The following is a 15,484-nucleotide window of genomic DNA, read 5'->3' on the forward strand; positions in this document are numbered from 1 at the left end:
GCGTGGCCATGAAGGAAATCGATTCTCTGCTTGAAAAGCGCAAGGTATCGGTCGCCGGCGGAGGCATCGTCCAGGAGCTCCGCCAAGCGCCATGCGACCCTTGCTGTCGCGCCCTGGCGCCGTTGTCCGGTGATTTTCGGGCGCTTCCTCGGGTCATGGTCGATCGGCTGTCCCAGCGCTGCCTCGATCACGGTGATATGCGCGAGAAATTCGTCGATCCCGTCACCCGCGAATGCCCGGATGGCGAAGTGCTCGATCGGGCCATGAAATAGCGGGGACCGTCGAGCCTCCATGAGTTCAGTCCAGGCTGCATCATCCAGATAGGCTGTTTGGGGGATCGCAGCGTCGGTCAGGGGCAACCGCATAGGTCGTTCAACCTCCACCATAGCACCGTCCTCATCTTCGTAGAAGTCCGGTTCCCACGACAGCGTGTCGGCATCGGGCGGCGTCGGTCGGCGCGCGAACAGATCGTTCGACAGAGTATGGACCCATGGCACGCGAAAGGGACGCCAATCCAAGTCGGAATAGCTCGTGACATCCTCCCAGGGCGCCGTCAGTAGCGCAAAGAGTGCGGCTTCGACCGGAGCGGGGAAGCGTCTCTTGTGCGGTTCGATCCGCCCGAAATCCTGTCGCAGATCGACGAACAGTCCGGGGAGAACGCGACCCCCGGATTTTCCGGGGAGAACCACGATCTCGTCGACGACAAGCCACGCAAACCGGCTGAAGCGCTGGCTGTCGAAACGCCAGCCGGGCCGTTTTCGCGACAACCCGTCGGGGTCGAGAAGATCGTTCAGCTCCTCTGCCGTGAAGTTTCGAATGGCATTGGGTCCAAAACGCAGTTCGGGGACATCGTCGCCGAGATCAAGCGGACAGAGATGTACCAAGTGCGATTCCGTCTGCCTGAAGGCTTGGTCAAGGCGTCCCGCTGCGATAGCCGGGGAGACAGCGAAGCGGGCTGGTGCGTCGTCGCTCCATCGAAATCCGAGACCGTAGAGGGCTTGGCTGAGGGCGACACGGCTTCCTTCGATCCCGCTGACTGATAGAGCCGCTGGCAGGCTTCCCGAAGCCTCACAAAGGCGAGGGCCGCATATAGATTGCCAGCCACCGGACCATCGTGACGCCACAGAGCCTCGACCGCGGACACTAGCTCAAAGGGGAGCGGATTGTTCAAGACGCGAACTCCTTTTGACTATCGGAAGCTGTCCGAATGCGGCGGGTCAAATAATGTAAGGTGCGGCGAGTTGAAAATGTCAGGGCCGCGGCGCGCGATAGGAGAAGATCTGTGCGATCGATCGTTCCCATCGTAGAACAACTGGACCGCGCACTCGCTGAACTGGCGATTGATCACCCGCTCAATGGGCGGATCGCACTGATCCTCGTCGACAATGGCCTGGAGCTCATGTGCCATCAAAAGTGCGCTGACCTATTGTTCGAGGATCGGCACAGGAATTCCCACAGGCTCACCCCGGAACAGCGCAGCGACGCACGTGGTCGCGCCTTCGACAGGAAGATCCAATTTCTGAAAGAGCTCGGTCGCATTCCGCCCGATCAGGTCCGGGCGATGGCAATCCTGCACGAGTACCGGAACCAACTCTATCATGTGGGGCTCCGCGACGATCCGATCATCGGGCAGCTCGCAAATCTGTATTTTCGCCTGGCTGTTGGGCTGCTCGAGTCGCTCCTAGGTGCGCAGCGCCATCTGCGCTGGGAACCCGAAGTGGTCAGCGATGCGGCACGTCGTCTATTGCCGGAGCTGGTAACCACGAAGTACCGTAGAGCCAAGGTCGATATGACCGGACTACGCGATCGGTTGTTCGCGGCGTGTCCGCAACCGCCGATGTCGGTCGAGCGAGCGTTGAGCGCGCATTTGTTGTTTCGAGTCGACCAGGCGGAGTCGGCCTTCGGCATCATCGCCAGGGGACGCTCGGGAACAGACGACCCTGTCGATACGCTGCGGACGATCCAGCTGGAAGCTGACACGATCGCCGCAATCGTTCGCTTTCGCCGCGATGGCGACAAGGCGCTGAAGGCGAAGGGCCTCCCACCCAAGCCGCTTGATGTGGACGCGCTCGCGATGGCGCGAGGAACGAAAGTGTTGATCGATCTCAATGCCCGCCTGCTGCCTGGCTGGAAACCCAGACACTCGCAGTTGCCGTTCGAGAGCTGGAGAAAGCGGGCCAAGTCGATTGGCGCCAAACGGCCGGCCCTGGCAGCCCTGGAGATGTTTGACCAGATCAGGAAGGAGATCGACCTGTTGGAGGATATCATGGCCGAGCCAATTGAGGTCATGCACGGGTGGCATCAGTACCTCGAAGATGTTGCCATGGACAGCCGGTAGCGCGCGAGCCGACAGCGGACCGCCAGGGGCTGGAATGCGATTGCACACTGAGTTTCCTACGGATTGGAAGAACATAGTTCAGCTCTGGCGCGAGAACGGTGAGGTCTTGCCCTTCAAGGCGGTGAAGAGCTCATGGAGTGCCGACGTGGGGCATTATCTCGTCGTCGAGCGGGTCGAGGTCAAGACCTGGCCATACGGCAATGCGTGGGGCCAGTGCCATTGGCAGGGCGTGCCGGGTGGGCATGGCGAGAAGGTCAATCAGCCCGGAACCTATACATGGCGAAAGCTATAGGTTGGGGCGGGTGCTGCGGACTAGGAGATCGGGCGGCCGGCCATATCAATCCACAGATGGTGGAGTCGTATGTCTGGGAGGCCATTTCGTCGGTGCACCGATTCCAGCAAAGCCGACTGAGCTGCAGCATCGTGCTTCGTGACGTGAAGCTCGTCGTCAACAGTCCAGCCATCGACAGGGGTCTCGACCAAGCCTTGTAGCCACGCGCGGATCTGCGCGTCCCAGAAATCGATGTCGCGAGACTGAATGTAGCCAATCATCGCACCAATCAAATGAGCGGCGCCGTGATGCCCGGCTTTGAAGCGCTGAACCCCTCCGGTCGAGGAATGTGCGCTGTACAGGTATTCGCGCTCATCACGCGTCGGGCTGGCAGGAATGGGCAGGCGCTTGCATTCGATGGGAATGAGCGGCGTGTACTGAGTGTACTCACGACCGTCGATCCAGATCGTCGCCGCGCTCGGAGCGGGCACAAGATCCAGTTTTCGGCCTCCGACCAGTTCATCGGGCTCTTCGACGCGAAACTGCAGGAAGTCCCATCCTCCAGACTTTCGGGTCGCGCTATTCATGTGGGCGCAAAGCCGGGAGGTAAGTGATGTCTCCGCGGTTTCAACCGGACGCTTGGGATCGTCGCGCCATTTCGGGAGCTCATCCGCGATAAAGTCGAGAAGTGCCAGACGCCATGCCGCTGGGAGGTGAAGGTTCGGATCCAGGCCGCCCGATTGGATGCTTGGTTCTGGGTGATCTGCCAGCACGCCTAGAACCCCTGAGCACGGAGATCGGCGAGCACGTCATCGGCGTCCCGCAGCGCGATCGAGCGGAGCCAGTAGCGAAGGCGGTCGGGCTTTAGCAGGAAGACAAACTTGCCGTCGTAAATCCGGGCAATGCGCGTAACCGTGATGCTCGAGCCGCGCTGCTCGCGAAGCAGGTTGTCCAACCTGCCCCGCAGTTCATCGACCCCGGTCCAGTCGATCTTACCGCTGCCAAAGACGAAAGGCTGGCAGATAATGCCTGGCCACGATTGTGGTTCAAGTGCCGACAGCGGCGCGGCGGGATAGACGGTGTTAATCTGTGACGCGAAACACTCGGCGAAGGTGCGTAGCCCCTGCGAGCCATCCAGCTTCATTACGTCGGAGTCACTTCCCTTGCGCACGAAATCGCGCCAGTACTGCACCACGTCGTCGACCAGAATTTGCTCGTTCGCGCTCAGATCGAGCGAACCCTCCACGGGATAGGGAAGTGCCATGACGTCGGCGCTTGCGATCGAGGTTGCTCGGCGCGTGAAGAGCCGAGTGCTGGTGCCGGCGACATAAGCTTGCAGTGTCGATCGGTTGCTCGTGATCCAATCACGCACTTGCCGCAAACGCTTGAGATCCTGCTTGGGAGCCGCAAAACCAACGATCTCGTCCTTGTACGTAAGGTAGCCCTCCTCCCAAATCGCATTGTACAAATCCTGATGCTCCTTCACGAGCAGCATGGGCGGTGTGAAGCGCGCCTCCGACTTCGGATCCTTGATCGGCGCCTTTGGCACCTTTGTGAGCGCGGTTCTGTCCAGGCCTTTCGCGGAAAGCGCCTTGGTGGGCAGCAGCTGCTGTCCGACCACGTGCGCCGCGGGCCTAGAAATTCCCTTCTGGCCGGCGATGTACCCTTCGCCGCTGTTCCAGTTCCTTTCGGCCGCGTATTCGCCGAGCGTGCGGAATTTGCGTAGACGCTGAACGAAACTCAGAAGGCGCTCGCCGCCGAGCAGGTTGGCGCGCCAGATGTCGCTGTTGCTCGACAGATTGACATGCGGCACGCGGTGAAGGTCGTAGTAGTCAATCTCGAACGCTTGTTCGGCATTCGCCCGTCCGTTTCTGCGGAAAACCGTGTGCAGCAACTTCGAGGCTGGGTTTGCGGGTTCCGCAAGGGCCACGACGATCACAACCTTCGGATCGGCGTCGCCTTTCTTGAACATACCGCGGACGGAAACGAAATCGAGGATCTCGCGTACGTTCCAACGCTTGAAGAAGTTGGCGCGGAAATCGCCGGCGTGTTGATTGTAGAGAAAGCCCGAGGGCTGGATCATGCTGAGGACACCGCCCTTGGCGGTCATCCCCATGGCCTCGTGCAGGAAGAGGTAGGCGATCTGTTGGTCGGCCAGTTTGCCGTGCTGTTTGACATAGGCGTCATAAGCACGTTTTGCGGCCGGTGTTGTAAGGCGCGACTCGAAGGGCGGATTGCCAATCAGCACCCCCACCGGGCCCTTTACCAGACCCTCTTCCTTGGCTTCGAAGAAGCACCGCTTGTGGAGCGAGGCATCCGCCAGTTTCGGAAAGAGCTTGACGCTGGCACGGATTTCCTCCGGCTCGAGAGCGTCGCACAGCGCCAGGCAAAGGCTGAACGCGGCCAGTTCGACCGCGCCCAGTTCCAGGTCGATGCCGTGAACGCGCTCGAGGAGCGCGCGCAGTTCATCGACCCCCGGCCTCGCCCAGTCATTGCGACTGCGCCAATGCAGCACTAGGCGCTTATACGCCTCGACGAGGAAGACGCCTGAGCCGCATGCCGGGTCTAGAATGATCCCCTTGCCTGCCATCAAGCGATCGATGCGATCCCAACTCAACGCCTCGTCGAGCATCAGCCTAACCAGCGTGGGCGGCGTATAGACGGAGCTGTCGGTGTCGCTGACGAACAGTTGGTAGATGTGACTGATGAGCTCGACCGGCAGATCCTTGAAGGAATAGAGGCGCCAGAAGCTAAGCTGACCGCCGGTATCCTCGTAGCCTTCGACGAGGCTGGTAAACCGACCCAACTGCCGGCTAGCCTTCAGCGCCGCGGCTTCCTCATCCTTGAGCGCAAAGACGTGACCGTTGAAGCGATCCTCGAGCGCCTTCAGCATCTCGACCAGTGCATCGCCCTCGCGCAACACTTCAAAGAAACGGGTCGCACCCTTCACATAGCGACCAAAGAACTCCGGCCGGAGAACACCGCGCTCTTCGAGGTATGCGATCAGCAGGGACAGGATGAGCAGCCGTCGACGCAAAGGCGCAGTCAGCAGGCGCTTGGTGTTGAGTTCGTCATTGAGTCCACGGACGACATCTACCAGCTTGCGGTGAGCGGCCTTTTGGGCGGACAGCATGATGCGGCAGGCATCCGGATCATCCCAGAGCGTCCCGTTGCGAATCCGCTCGGCATCCCACCATGCTTCCTTCCCGGCGATACGGGAGCCGATGTCGAGGAACTTGAAGGGCTTGCAGACCTGCTCGCCGGTCGCGGAGATGAAGTCCGGGTCATGCGCGCAGCGAAACAGCTGAATCTGACCAGGAGTTCGCCGGTAAAGGATTGGAACGCCACCCCAGCTCCACAGCCGCTTATGCAGGTCGGCGAACTCCTGATCGTCGTTTCCGTCCTTAGAGACGAAGACGAAGGCCTGCGGGACGGGGGCTCGCCCATTGCGTCCCGTTTCGAAAAACACCGAGTGCGCTCCGTAACGTCGCGCTTTTTCCATGGTCGCGACTTCTTCGGGAAGACGTCCCGTCGGGACATAACCAGCGACAAGAACGAGGCCGTCGACAGGCTTTGCGCCAGTCGATTGCTCCAGTTCGACGAACCAACTGGTGGGTTCGGCGTCGACACCGCTGAACAGATCGAGGGTCATGTCGTCCCTCGACCATGCTGGGCTGTCACGCGGTCTGGCCGGCTAAAGGAAAGGGGGTGGCTCACTGGCTGCGCCGTTTCTTGGATAGCGCAAAGCCTTCCTTGAGGAGGTCGACCATGCTAATCCCCTGGCTGACCGCGTAGCCCTTGAACTCCTTCTTGAACTCGGGAGTGACTTTGAAATTGAGGGAGCCGCTGCTGCCCTTGTCGCTGTCTTCCAACAGGTCCTTCTTGCTCGCACGAAGGCGATTTTCAGCCATGACGGGCAACCTATCTCGGTCGTCGACCGGGAAGAACTCTGATTCGGGGATCATAACGAAATCTGCCTTTCTTGCAAGGCGGAAAGCCAGACAGACAGAAAACGGGAAAGCCAGAAATCTGGCCAACCCACCGCGTCCGAAGCACTGCCAATGTTCCGTATTTGTTCCGGTCTCTGCGGCCGATGTCAAGGGCGATCTACCGGGGGCCTGATCGAGCGTCTCGACCGTCAGCGCGGGCCGGTGCGTGACCCCTGTTGTCGCGCTGTATTCATTGATGAGACTCCGCTGTAAGCGTTTTCAAGTACTTAGCCGTGTACTTAAACTGAGATTTTGCATTTAATTTGAGACTCGCGCTTGGCTCACTGCACTTAATATGAGATTCTGGCCGCCAAACGTTTGGCGTGAGTTCTTTGCAGGCTGCATGAGCGACGATACCGAGAATTACGAGGAACTGGCGCGCTGGAATGAGGCGTGTCGGCGCGAAGAGGCTATCCGAGGGCTCTTGGAGCGCTATCCAAAAAGCCTGAACGGTCGGGCCGTAGCGGACCTGGCTTGGGAATTGGATCTCAGCCGGGCCACTCTCTACAGGATGATCAAGCTGTTTCGAGCAGGTGGCACCGTAAGTTCACTGATGGACCGAAAGCGCGGGCGCCGCCAAGGACATCGTGCCCTCGACAAAGATCGAGAAGCCGTTGTGCGTCGAACGATTGAAGGCTTTTATCTCAAACCGACACGCCCTTCCTTCGCGCGGTTGGTTCGGGAGGTCCAGATCGACTGCACCACGGCCGGTCTTGCTCCCCCAAATTGGCGCACCATCAAATCCCGCGTGGAAGAGATCGATCTGCAGGTGAGGGGGCGTAAGCGCGGCGAGAGCGAGGTCGTCAAAGCAACAACCGCTACGCCCGGAAGTCTTTCGGCGTCGCGGCCGCTTGAGCTTGTTCAAATCGATCATACCAAGGTCGACGTATTCGTTGTCGACGAAAACACGTGCGCGGCGACAATTATGTTGGCCGGTTGAGCGACAACTATGATGGCCGGTAGGATCGCGCGTCAGGTCCGCTTGCAGGGAGGGGCGTAGCCCCCGACCGGAGAGCGGACTTGACGCGCGGCGGCGATGAGAGAATCCCGAGCGGGGGACTCTGATCGGGCGGTGCCGGGTGGTGGTATCGGAACACCTATCGAACATAGCAGCGATAGGTACCGATGCCTGGCCCCCACATCACCGATTAACAGGTACATCGTTACATGTCTCAGCGTCGTCACCACACCCAGGCCGTTGCGGCCGCCAAGGCCGGTATCAGCGAACGTACTGCACGCCGGATCGACAAGGATCCGCAGCTGCCATCCCAGCAGAACCGCAAGCGCCACTGGCGAACCCGGCCAGACCCTCTCGAACAGGTGTGGCCGCGCGTAGAAGAGCTGCTCAAGATCGATGGCATCCTGTCCGTTACCATCTTCGAGACCGTGCAGGACGAGTTCGGGGAGGATACCGTTCCCGACGGCGTGAGGCGCACCCTTAAGCGCCGGATTGCCCGGTGGCGGGCGCTGAACGGGGGCGAGAAGGAGATCATCTTCGCGCAGCATCACACGATCGGCCGACAGGGGCTGTCGGACTTCACCGTCTGCGACGATCTGCGCATCACCATCGGCGGCGAGTGCTTCGGCCATCGCCTCTTCCATTTCCGTCTCGCCTGTAGCGGTTGGGAACATGCAGCGGTCGTGCTCGGCGGAGAGAGCTTCACCGCCTTGTCGGAACATTTGCAGGATGCCCTTGTGGAAGCTGGGTGGTGTGCCGGCGGAACACCGCAGCGACTCGCTCTCGGCCGCCTACAAGAACCTCAATGCCGACGCCCAGTGCGATTTCACCCGCAACTATGAAGCGCTGTGCCGCCATTATGGCATGACGCCGACGCGCAACAACAAAGGTGTCGCCCATGAGAACGGTTCAATCGAAGCTCCCAATGGCCACCTGAAGCGGCGCCTCGACCAGGCTCTGCGCCGCCGGGGCAGCCGCGATTTCGCCAGCATCGAGGACTATAGTCGCTTCGTCGAGAAGGAGGTTGCCAAGCAGAATCGGCGCCGGACTAAGCTTTTGGAGGAAGAGCGCCGCCTTCTCAAGCCGCTGCCGCCGCGGCGAACGACCGATTTCACCTTGGTCAGCGCGGACGTCACGCGCAACAGTACGATCAGCATCGACCGAGTCATCTATTCGGTACCGTCGCGCCTCATCGGCCGGCGCCTCCACGCTCATCTGTTTGACGACCGTATCGACCTCTTCCTCGGGCCGGACCGGGTGATGACCACCAACCGGATCCGCGTCAGACATCCCGGCCGGCACAGTATCGATTTCCGGCACTTCGTCGCGAACCTGAAGCGCAAGCCTCAGGCGCTGCGCTACATGATCTACCGAGACGCCTTGTTTCCCTCTCATGCCTATGCCCGGGCATGGCAGACGCTCGATGCCGCACTCGACGCACGACAGGCCTGCCGCGACATGGTCGCTCTCCTCGATATCGCCGCCAACGGCAACTGCGTCGAGGCCCTGGCCCAGCGCATCGAGGCCTTCCTCGATGCCAACGAACTCCCCGATATCGCCGGACTGAAGAGCGAGTTCTTGCCCGCCGTGCGTGCCCGTGACCACGTCACCATTCCACCGCCCGATTTCGTCGGATACAACCGCCTTCTGGCCAGCGGACAGGTGCTGTGATGAGCAGGACCAAGGATCAGGCTGCCGCCGTCTTGCCCACGCTGATGACGGCACTGCGTCTGCCCAGCGTGAACCGCAACTGGAAGCGTCTCACCGACACCGCCGACCGCGATGGCTGGCCCGCTGCCCACCTGCTCGCCTCGTTGCTCGAGATCGAGATGGCCGAGCGCACCTCACGGCGTATCCAGCGCCATCGCGACCAGTCCGGCCTGCCAGCCGGAAAGACCTTCGGTACGTTCGACTTCGAGGCCGCCGCGGGCATCCGCAAGCCTCACCTGCTGTCGCTCGCTACCGGCGAAGGCTGGATCGAAAGCGGTGGCAATCTTCTCCTCTTCGGTCAGTCCGGCACCGGCAAGACCCACGCCATCGCCGCTATCGGCCATGCTCTTATCGACGCCGGGCGCCGTGTCCTGTTCTGTAACACCACCGATATGGTCCAGAGACTCCAGGTCGCGCGGCGCGAGCTCAGCCTTTCTTCGATGCTCGACAAGCTCGACAAATATGATCTCATCGTCCTCGACGACATGTCCTATGTCCGGAAGGACCAAGTCGAAACCAGCGCTCTGTTCGAGCTCATCGCTCACCGATATGAGCGTCACTCCATCGCGATCACCGCCAATCAGCCTTTTTCCGCCTGGTCTGACGTTTTTCCAGATCCCGCTATGACCGTCGCCGCGATCGACCGCCTCGTTCACCACGCCACCATCATCGAAATGAACGGCGAAAGTTACCGCAAGCGGTCCGCCGTCGCTCGATCTCCGCCATGGAAAGCGCCAGCGACACACCAGACGCGCCGAACAACTGCGCATCGGTGTAATTGCCGCTCGCGACAATTACTCATCGCCACTCGACCCACGTCAACCCACCTCTCAGCGGCAATTACAACTCCCGTAATTGTCGCTGAGCCGTTGCCAGATCCACAGCCTCGTGATAGCCAAACGACACCACGCGGCGCGGCCTCCTACCGGCCATCATAATCGACGCCGACCGGTCTCCATAATCGTCGCGCTACAACACGCGTCAGCCGCTCGGACGGCCCTGGCTGACACTGGCATTGGACATCTTTTCTCGGATGGTTGTGGGCTTCTATCTGACGAAGGAGGCGCCCTCGCGATTGTCGACAAGCTTATGCATATTGCACTCTGTATTCGACAAGACCACGTGGTTGCAGGAGAGGGAAATCCATGAAGCGTGGCCAGTGGCCGGACTGCCAGGAACGATACATGTCGACAACGGCTCTGACTTTCGAAGTCATGCATTCGAACGCGCTTGCCGGGACAATGGCATAAAGGTCGATTGGCGGCCGCCGGGAACTCCCCATTTCGGCGGCCACATCGAACGGTTGATCGGTACGCAGATGGGCGCGGTTCACCTGCTGCCGGGATCGACCTCCAGCAGCATCGAGGAAAGGCGCGAGTATGATGCCAAACGCCATGCCGCGCTGACACTGCGTGGGCTTGAGCGCTACATCACACTCGAGATCGTCGGGCAGTACCATCATGCCATCCATGGCGCACTGCGTCGGCCACCGATTGCGGTCTGGCGACAGCACGAAAATGAGTTGGTGTTGCGTCTGCCGAAAGACCGTATGCAATTCTGGATCTCGTTCCTGCCGGAGGCAGAGAGAGCGTTGCGACCGACCGGCATCCATCTCTTCCATATCCGCTACTGGTCGCCCGCTCTGTCCGCCGACCTTGGACGGACCAAAGCCCGCCTGATTGTGAAATACGACCCCCGCGATCTGTCGCGCGTTTTTGTCAGGCGTCCCTCGGCAACTTTGTGGAGGCGCGCTATGCCGATGTGACGCTTGCGCCGATTACATTGTGGGAGGCGCAGGCTGCAAGGCGCAAACTCAACGCTGAGGGCAAGCGCGAAATCGATATGCATGTCCTTGTTCGCACAGCGCTTGCCCAGCGCGAACTGATCCAGGAGGCGAAACTCAAGACACAAGGGCGCCAGCGACTTCCGAAATCGAATGTGGATGACGATGAACTGGGCTCGCTTCGCGGCGTCGATTCAAGCAAACCTGTTCCCTCCGTCGAAGATCTGGATTGACCCCCTTTGACCCCGGATAATATCCATCTGACGCAAGCGGCCAAAGACCTCCTCAGCGAGCCTGACGTTCTGCGCGTTCGCGCAATCCAGGCGCGCCGCTGGATTTTCTACCCGCGCGCCAAGCAAGCGCTCGATCGCCTCAACCTACTGGTCGATCATCCTCGCGGCACACCCATGCCTTCGGTGGCCATCTACGGCGACAGTGGCATGGGCAAGACGATGATCCTGGAGAAATTCTGCGATAATAATCCCTCATGCTTTGATCCGACGACCGGCACACAGGCCTTACCGGTTCTGGCAATCGAGATGACCGGGAAGCCAGGTGAGCGCCGTTTATATCCGAGCTTCTGGCTGCACTTGGCGCGCCACAGGCACCCCGCGCCGACATCGTGCAGATGGAGCAAGCGGCGTTGCGACTTATGAAAACCGTCGGCGTCCAGGTCCTGGTGATCGACGAAATACACAACATTCTCGCCGGCTCGTACCGCGAACAGCGGGTCGTGCTGAACACGCTGCGCTTTCTTAGCAATCGGCTTCAGATCTCACTGGTGTGCTTCGGCGTTACCGAAGCCCGCGAGGCGATAAGCGGCGACGTTCAGCTTGCCCGCCGGTTCGGCGAGCTGACCTTGAACAGATGGGCGGCCAACGAACAGTTCGAAGCGCTGGTTTTCGTCCATATTGCGGAATATGCCGCTCCGCCGACCGACAGTGCTGACGCCGAAATCTCTGCGCCGAATTCTGCAAATCAGCGGCGGCATCACTGCGAATATTTTCCAGGCGATTAATAGCCTAGCGGCCAATTCGATCGAGAGCGGCATCGAGCACATCACCGATGAAGCGGTGGAAAGCTGGTCGCCGCCAGTCAGTGCCGAAACAGCATACGCATGAACCGAGAGCTCGGCGGCACGAAGCCGCTTCCTGTCATTCTCGAACCTGTGCCGGATGAGCTCCTGTCGTCATGGATTGCGCGCCATGCGGAGTTCTATGGCGTCTCCCCGCTCACTATGCTCCGCCATGCCATTCCGGAAGCAAAATCTTTGAGGCTGACCGATACACTGGGGCCAACCGACGCCGGCCACATTGCGAGGCTGTTTCGAATCTAGTCGTCTGCAATTTTGGCAATGACCACATCAGGTTTCCCAAGTTCAGCAGCACGGCTCGTCGCGCCATGCGCTATTCAATGTTGCTTCGCTTGTGCCGAGCAAAACACAGGGCAGGGCGCAACAACTGCGGTGCAGCGAAGCTGGACCGAGGGTTGGCGGATAACCTGTCCCGTCTGCGGACTACGGCAACAAGACATAAGAGACGCAGGATCTGCGCTTATAAGCCCGCTATCGCCGTTCGAGGGTCTTTGGAAAGATGCCCTCCACGGTGAACGGCTCATCGATCATGCGCTGAGGGGATCAGCTGCCGGTTGGGCATCGCCGATCGATATCGTCCGATTGCTGCTCGTGCGGCGGTGCCCGAAGCCTTTCAACCATGAGGCATCGATAGACCACTCCCACGATCCTTGGCGCCGTCGTCCAAGGTTTCGATGAGTGCGTGGCCCAGCAGGGATTCCCAAGACCTACGATTGCAAGACCCATTTTGCCTGTGGGACTGCGCATAGCTCTCCTGGCGGGTATTTCAATCATCCACCAGGAAGGTCCCAAACTGGTTTCCGAACTCCAGCACCAAACGCTTGCGCCCACTATAGGCGGTTCGCCTCAATCGGCGCTGGCATGTCGGTTGCGAGAAGCTCCCCACTGCAGTTGAATTGAGAATCAGGGGCATCGAATCTCATCATTAGGTGCAGCGATTGCACGAAGCCGGCGCAATCTCACATTTTAGCGCAGCGCGACACTTGGCCAAAATAGGTTTCATAGCTCGACGCGAAAACCTCAGGGTTGTTCCTATAGGCCGTGTCAATATGGTCCGCAACAGAGATGAGAATCTCCTTGGAAGCAACGACCCATTATGATAACGCGTTTATCAAAGGTGCTGGCTTGCTGAACGAAACCGTTCAGCAACACGTCTTTAGCGGCCGGACAATCCGATGTGGATCATCCGCCGGGATGCTCGTGCTCGTAGCGCCGGACCGGTTCGGCCGGTTCGATATCCCTCAACCGCGACAGTCCGGCACGCTTGAGAACCCGACTGACGGTAGCGGGCGAGACGCCGACTTCATGGGCGATGTGTTTGCCGGTCCAACGTTGCCGCCGCAGCGCCACGATGCGTTCGGCGATCGACGCAGTGGTGGCCTGTGGCATATGGGCGGGCCGCGAGGAACGGTCGACCGTGCCGGCCCGACCCTCGGCCTTATAGCGCTCGATCCAACGTGCCACGATCTTGGCCGACACCCATAGACGCGCGCCGCATGGGCCTTGGAAAAACCGCCCTCTATCACCGACAGCGCCATCTCCTCTCGACGCAACGGCGTTAGACGGGCATTCTTGTGAATGTTCATTCGGACCCTCCGGTGAGTGCTGAAGCCTGGTAACTCCAGTCTCCTCGGTCCGGTCCGAATGGACAACCTCCCGAAAGCTCACATCTAGCTAGTTTCCGTCCACAAACGGTAAGTGATTGATTTTGTGCCGTTAATCGTAGCTTTGCGCGAGCAAGGCCCGGCGGTTTCTGGTATCTTGGATCATGCCACTGAGTCCAAATCCCTGCCACCGCCGGAGCCGACAATGCGCCAAGAACGCACCGTCCAGGCCAGCATATTCGATGTTTTCGCCACGCACGAGATCGGCCACGAGCTGAAGGCAATGTCGCGCTGGCTGGACGAGCATCGCGATCTGCTCGGCTTGGCGGCCCACGACTTGGTTCGTCTCGGCGTCAAGGCCACCGGACGGCAGGGCTTGCCGGCCGAAGCGGTGTTGCGCTGTGCGATCCTCAAGCAGTACCGGCAACTGAGCTACCAAGAGCTGGCATTCCATCTCGAGGACTCCGCCTCGTTTCGCGCCTTTGCCCGCCTGCCGTGGTCATGGAGCCCGCAGAAGTCGGTGCTGCAAAAGACGATCAGCGCGATCCGGCCTGAGACCTGGGAACAGATCAATCGAATGCTGCTGTCGAGTGCTCGGCAGGAGAAACTTGAAGACGGCACGGTCGTGCGGCTGGACAGCACCGTGACCTCGGCACTCATGCACGAGCCGAGCGACAGCAGCCTGCTTTGGGATGCAGTGCGGGTCATGGTGCGCCTTCTGAAGCGGGCCGACACCTTGGTCGGCGGCGCCGGCTCATCATGGCGCGATCATTGCCGCGCAGCCAAGAAGCGCGCCCGCAAGATCCAGTTTACGCGCGGTCGACCCAATCGGGTCCAACTCTATCGCGAGCTGATCGCGATCGCCTGTGCGACGCTGGCCTATCTGGAGCAGGCAAGCAAGCGTTTGGCCGTGGCCAGCACACCGTCCATTGCCCTGTGGCAGCTCCAGGTCTGTCATTATCGGCCGTTGGTCGAACGCATCATCCAACAGAGCGAGCGGCGGGTGTTGGCCGGTGAGCCGGTGCCAGCCAGCGAGAAGCTGGTCAGCCTGTTCGAAGAGCATGCCGATATCATCGTCAAAGGCAGCCGCGATACCGAATACGGCCACAAACTCAACCTGACCACTGGCAGGAGCGGCATGATCCTCGATCTGGTGATCGAAGCAGGCAATCCGCGCGACAGCGACCGCTTGCTGCCGATGCGGGAGCGCCAAATCGATCTCTATGGTCAGGCGCCGCGACAAGCGGCGGCCGATGGCGGCTTCGCCACGCGCGGCAACCTGGCTACGGCGAAGGCCTTGGGTGTTCGTGACATGGCATTCCACAAGAAGGCCGGCCTCAAGATTGAGGACATGGTCAGAAGCAACTGGGTCTACCGTAAGCTGCGCAACTTCCGTGCCGGCATCGAAGCCGGCATCTCATGCTTGAAACGAGCTTACGGTTTGGCGCGCTGCACCTGGCGCGGCCTTGATCACTTCAAGGCCTACGTGTGGTCCTCGGTCGTGGCCTACAATCTGGTCCTCTTCACGCGTCTCAAAGCGACCTGACGCCAACCCGGCATCCCAGTTGCGCCGCACCGGACAATGCCGGACCCGCAGCGTGCGCCCAATCGGCTCATCATGACACGATCTCGTCGAGATCGACGCCTACCGCCCCGCACCGACACTCAAAGGCGCCCTCTGTCGACAGTAAACCTTTGCAAACGCTGCAAAATCCGTGCGTGTATGGACAGAAACTAG

Annotated in this window: 12 protein-coding genes and 4 pseudogenes; 12 read left to right on the forward strand and 4 right to left on the reverse strand. The window is 60.3% G+C overall.

The features are described from left to right. Window positions 1-8 precede the first annotated feature (8 nt). The 4 genes from ACWGS8_RS34455 (at window position 9) to ACWGS8_RS34470 (ending at window position 2,630) form a co-directional block, all read left to right on the forward strand. Window positions 9-272, forward strand: coding sequence for a hypothetical protein (locus ACWGS8_RS34455; RefSeq protein WP_454585095.1), 264 nt, complete (start codon window positions 9-11; stop codon window positions 270-272). Between the two features lie 330 nt (window positions 273-602). Further along, on the forward strand, window positions 603-1,040 hold the full coding sequence (locus ACWGS8_RS34460; RefSeq protein WP_454585096.1) for a hypothetical protein: 438 nt from the start codon (window positions 603-605) through the stop codon (window positions 1,038-1,040). A 242-nt stretch (window positions 1,041-1,282) separates the two neighbouring features. Then, window positions 1,283-2,338 (forward strand): hypothetical protein, encoded by a 1,056-nt coding sequence (locus tag ACWGS8_RS34465; protein WP_454585097.1) that lies wholly within the window; start codon window positions 1,283-1,285, stop codon window positions 2,336-2,338. Between the two features lie 34 nt (window positions 2,339-2,372). Next, window positions 2,373-2,630 carry a hypothetical protein gene (locus ACWGS8_RS34470; protein ID WP_454585098.1) on the forward strand — a complete coding sequence of 86 codons (258 nt, stop codon included), beginning with the start codon at window positions 2,373-2,375 and terminating at the stop codon, window positions 2,628-2,630. 20 nt (window positions 2,631-2,650) lie between these two features. Here ACWGS8_RS34470 and ACWGS8_RS34475 read toward each other — a convergent pair whose 3' ends face one another. The 3 genes from ACWGS8_RS34475 to ACWGS8_RS34485 all read right to left on the reverse strand — a co-directional run bounded on the left by ACWGS8_RS34475 (window position 2,651) and on the right by ACWGS8_RS34485 (window position 6,646). Further along, window positions 2,651-3,382 carry a hypothetical protein gene (locus ACWGS8_RS34475; protein WP_454585099.1) on the reverse strand — a complete coding sequence of 244 codons (732 nt, stop codon included), beginning with the start codon at window positions 3,380-3,382 and terminating at the stop codon, window positions 2,651-2,653. Between the two features lie 2 nt (window positions 3,383-3,384). Then, a complete protein-coding gene (locus tag ACWGS8_RS34480; protein ID WP_454585100.1) occupies window positions 3,385-6,261 on the reverse strand; it encodes an HsdM family class I SAM-dependent methyltransferase in 2,877 nt (958 codons plus the stop codon). A gap of 61 nt (window positions 6,262-6,322) precedes the next feature. After that, window positions 6,323-6,646: a hypothetical protein gene (locus ACWGS8_RS34485; RefSeq protein ID WP_454585101.1), complete on the reverse strand. Its 324-nt coding sequence runs from the start codon at window positions 6,644-6,646 to the stop codon at window positions 6,323-6,325. A gap of 295 nt (window positions 6,647-6,941) precedes the next feature. On the opposite strand from ACWGS8_RS34485, the gene ACWGS8_RS34490 reads away from it, so the two are divergent. The 7 genes and pseudogenes from ACWGS8_RS34490 to ACWGS8_RS34520 all read left to right on the forward strand — a co-directional run bounded on the left by ACWGS8_RS34490 (window position 6,942) and on the right by ACWGS8_RS34520 (window position 12,385). Then, window positions 6,942-7,538: a helix-turn-helix domain-containing protein gene (locus tag ACWGS8_RS34490; protein WP_454585102.1), complete on the forward strand. Its 597-nt coding sequence runs from the start codon at window positions 6,942-6,944 to the stop codon at window positions 7,536-7,538. Between the two features lie 227 nt (window positions 7,539-7,765). After that, window positions 7,766-9,227: pseudogene (gene istA, locus ACWGS8_RS34495) on the forward strand (IS21 family transposase). Then, a pseudogene (gene istB, locus ACWGS8_RS34500) lies at window positions 9,227-10,033 on the forward strand (IS21-like element helper ATPase IstB); the annotation flags it as partial. The pseudogenes istA and istB, both read left to right, overlap by 1 nt. A 266-nt stretch (window positions 10,034-10,299) precedes the next feature. Then, window positions 10,300-11,031 carry a transposase gene (locus ACWGS8_RS34505; RefSeq protein ID WP_454585107.1) on the forward strand — a complete coding sequence of 244 codons (732 nt, stop codon included), beginning with the start codon at window positions 10,300-10,302 and terminating at the stop codon, window positions 11,029-11,031. Further along, window positions 11,007-11,282 carry a hypothetical protein gene (locus tag ACWGS8_RS34510; protein ID WP_454585103.1) on the forward strand — a complete coding sequence of 92 codons (276 nt, stop codon included), beginning with the start codon at window positions 11,007-11,009 and terminating at the stop codon, window positions 11,280-11,282. The genes ACWGS8_RS34505 and ACWGS8_RS34510 overlap by 25 nt, the downstream gene beginning before the upstream one ends. A gap of 6 nt (window positions 11,283-11,288) precedes the next feature. Beyond that, window positions 11,289-12,067 (forward strand): annotated as a pseudogene (locus ACWGS8_RS34515) (TniB family NTP-binding protein). Window positions 12,068-12,166: 99 nt separating this feature from the next. After that, a complete protein-coding gene (locus tag ACWGS8_RS34520; protein ID WP_454585104.1) occupies window positions 12,167-12,385 on the forward strand; it encodes a TniQ family protein in 219 nt (72 codons plus the stop codon). A gap of 945 nt (window positions 12,386-13,330) precedes the next feature. On the opposite strand, the pseudogene ACWGS8_RS34525 reads toward ACWGS8_RS34520, so the two are convergent. After that, window positions 13,331-13,728, reverse strand: a pseudogene (locus tag ACWGS8_RS34525) (helix-turn-helix domain-containing protein); the annotation flags it as partial. A gap of 223 nt (window positions 13,729-13,951) precedes the next feature. Here ACWGS8_RS34525 and ACWGS8_RS34530 point away from each other — a divergent pair. After that, window positions 13,952-15,292, forward strand: coding sequence for an ISNCY family transposase (locus ACWGS8_RS34530; protein ID WP_454585105.1), 1,341 nt, complete (start codon window positions 13,952-13,954; stop codon window positions 15,290-15,292). Window positions 15,293-15,484: the final 192 nt, after the last annotated feature.

This window comes from Mesorhizobium sp. 43Arga, assembly GCF_053714255.1.

What these genes read in the sequence shown, in the direction of transcription:
- ACWGS8_RS34520 (WP_454585104.1), top strand. Translation starts at nt 12,167, where the DNA reads ATGAACCGAGAGCTCGGCGGCACGAAGCCGCTTCCTGTCATTCTCGAA.
- ACWGS8_RS34480 (WP_454585100.1), bottom strand. Translation starts at nt 6,261, where the DNA reads ATGACCCTCGATCTGTTCAGCGGTGTCGACGCCGAACCCACCAGTTGG.
- ACWGS8_RS34530 (WP_454585105.1), top strand. Translation starts at nt 13,952, where the DNA reads ATGCGCCAAGAACGCACCGTCCAGGCCAGCATATTCGATGTTTTCGCC.
- ACWGS8_RS34505 (WP_454585107.1), top strand. Translation starts at nt 10,300, where the DNA reads ATGGTTGTGGGCTTCTATCTGACGAAGGAGGCGCCCTCGCGATTGTCG.
- ACWGS8_RS34455 (WP_454585095.1), top strand. Translation starts at nt 9, where the DNA reads ATGAAGGAAATCGATTCTCTGCTTGAAAAGCGCAAGGTATCGGTCGCC.
- ACWGS8_RS34470 (WP_454585098.1), top strand. Translation starts at nt 2,373, where the DNA reads ATGCGATTGCACACTGAGTTTCCTACGGATTGGAAGAACATAGTTCAG.
- ACWGS8_RS34490 (WP_454585102.1), top strand. Translation starts at nt 6,942, where the DNA reads ATGAGCGACGATACCGAGAATTACGAGGAACTGGCGCGCTGGAATGAG.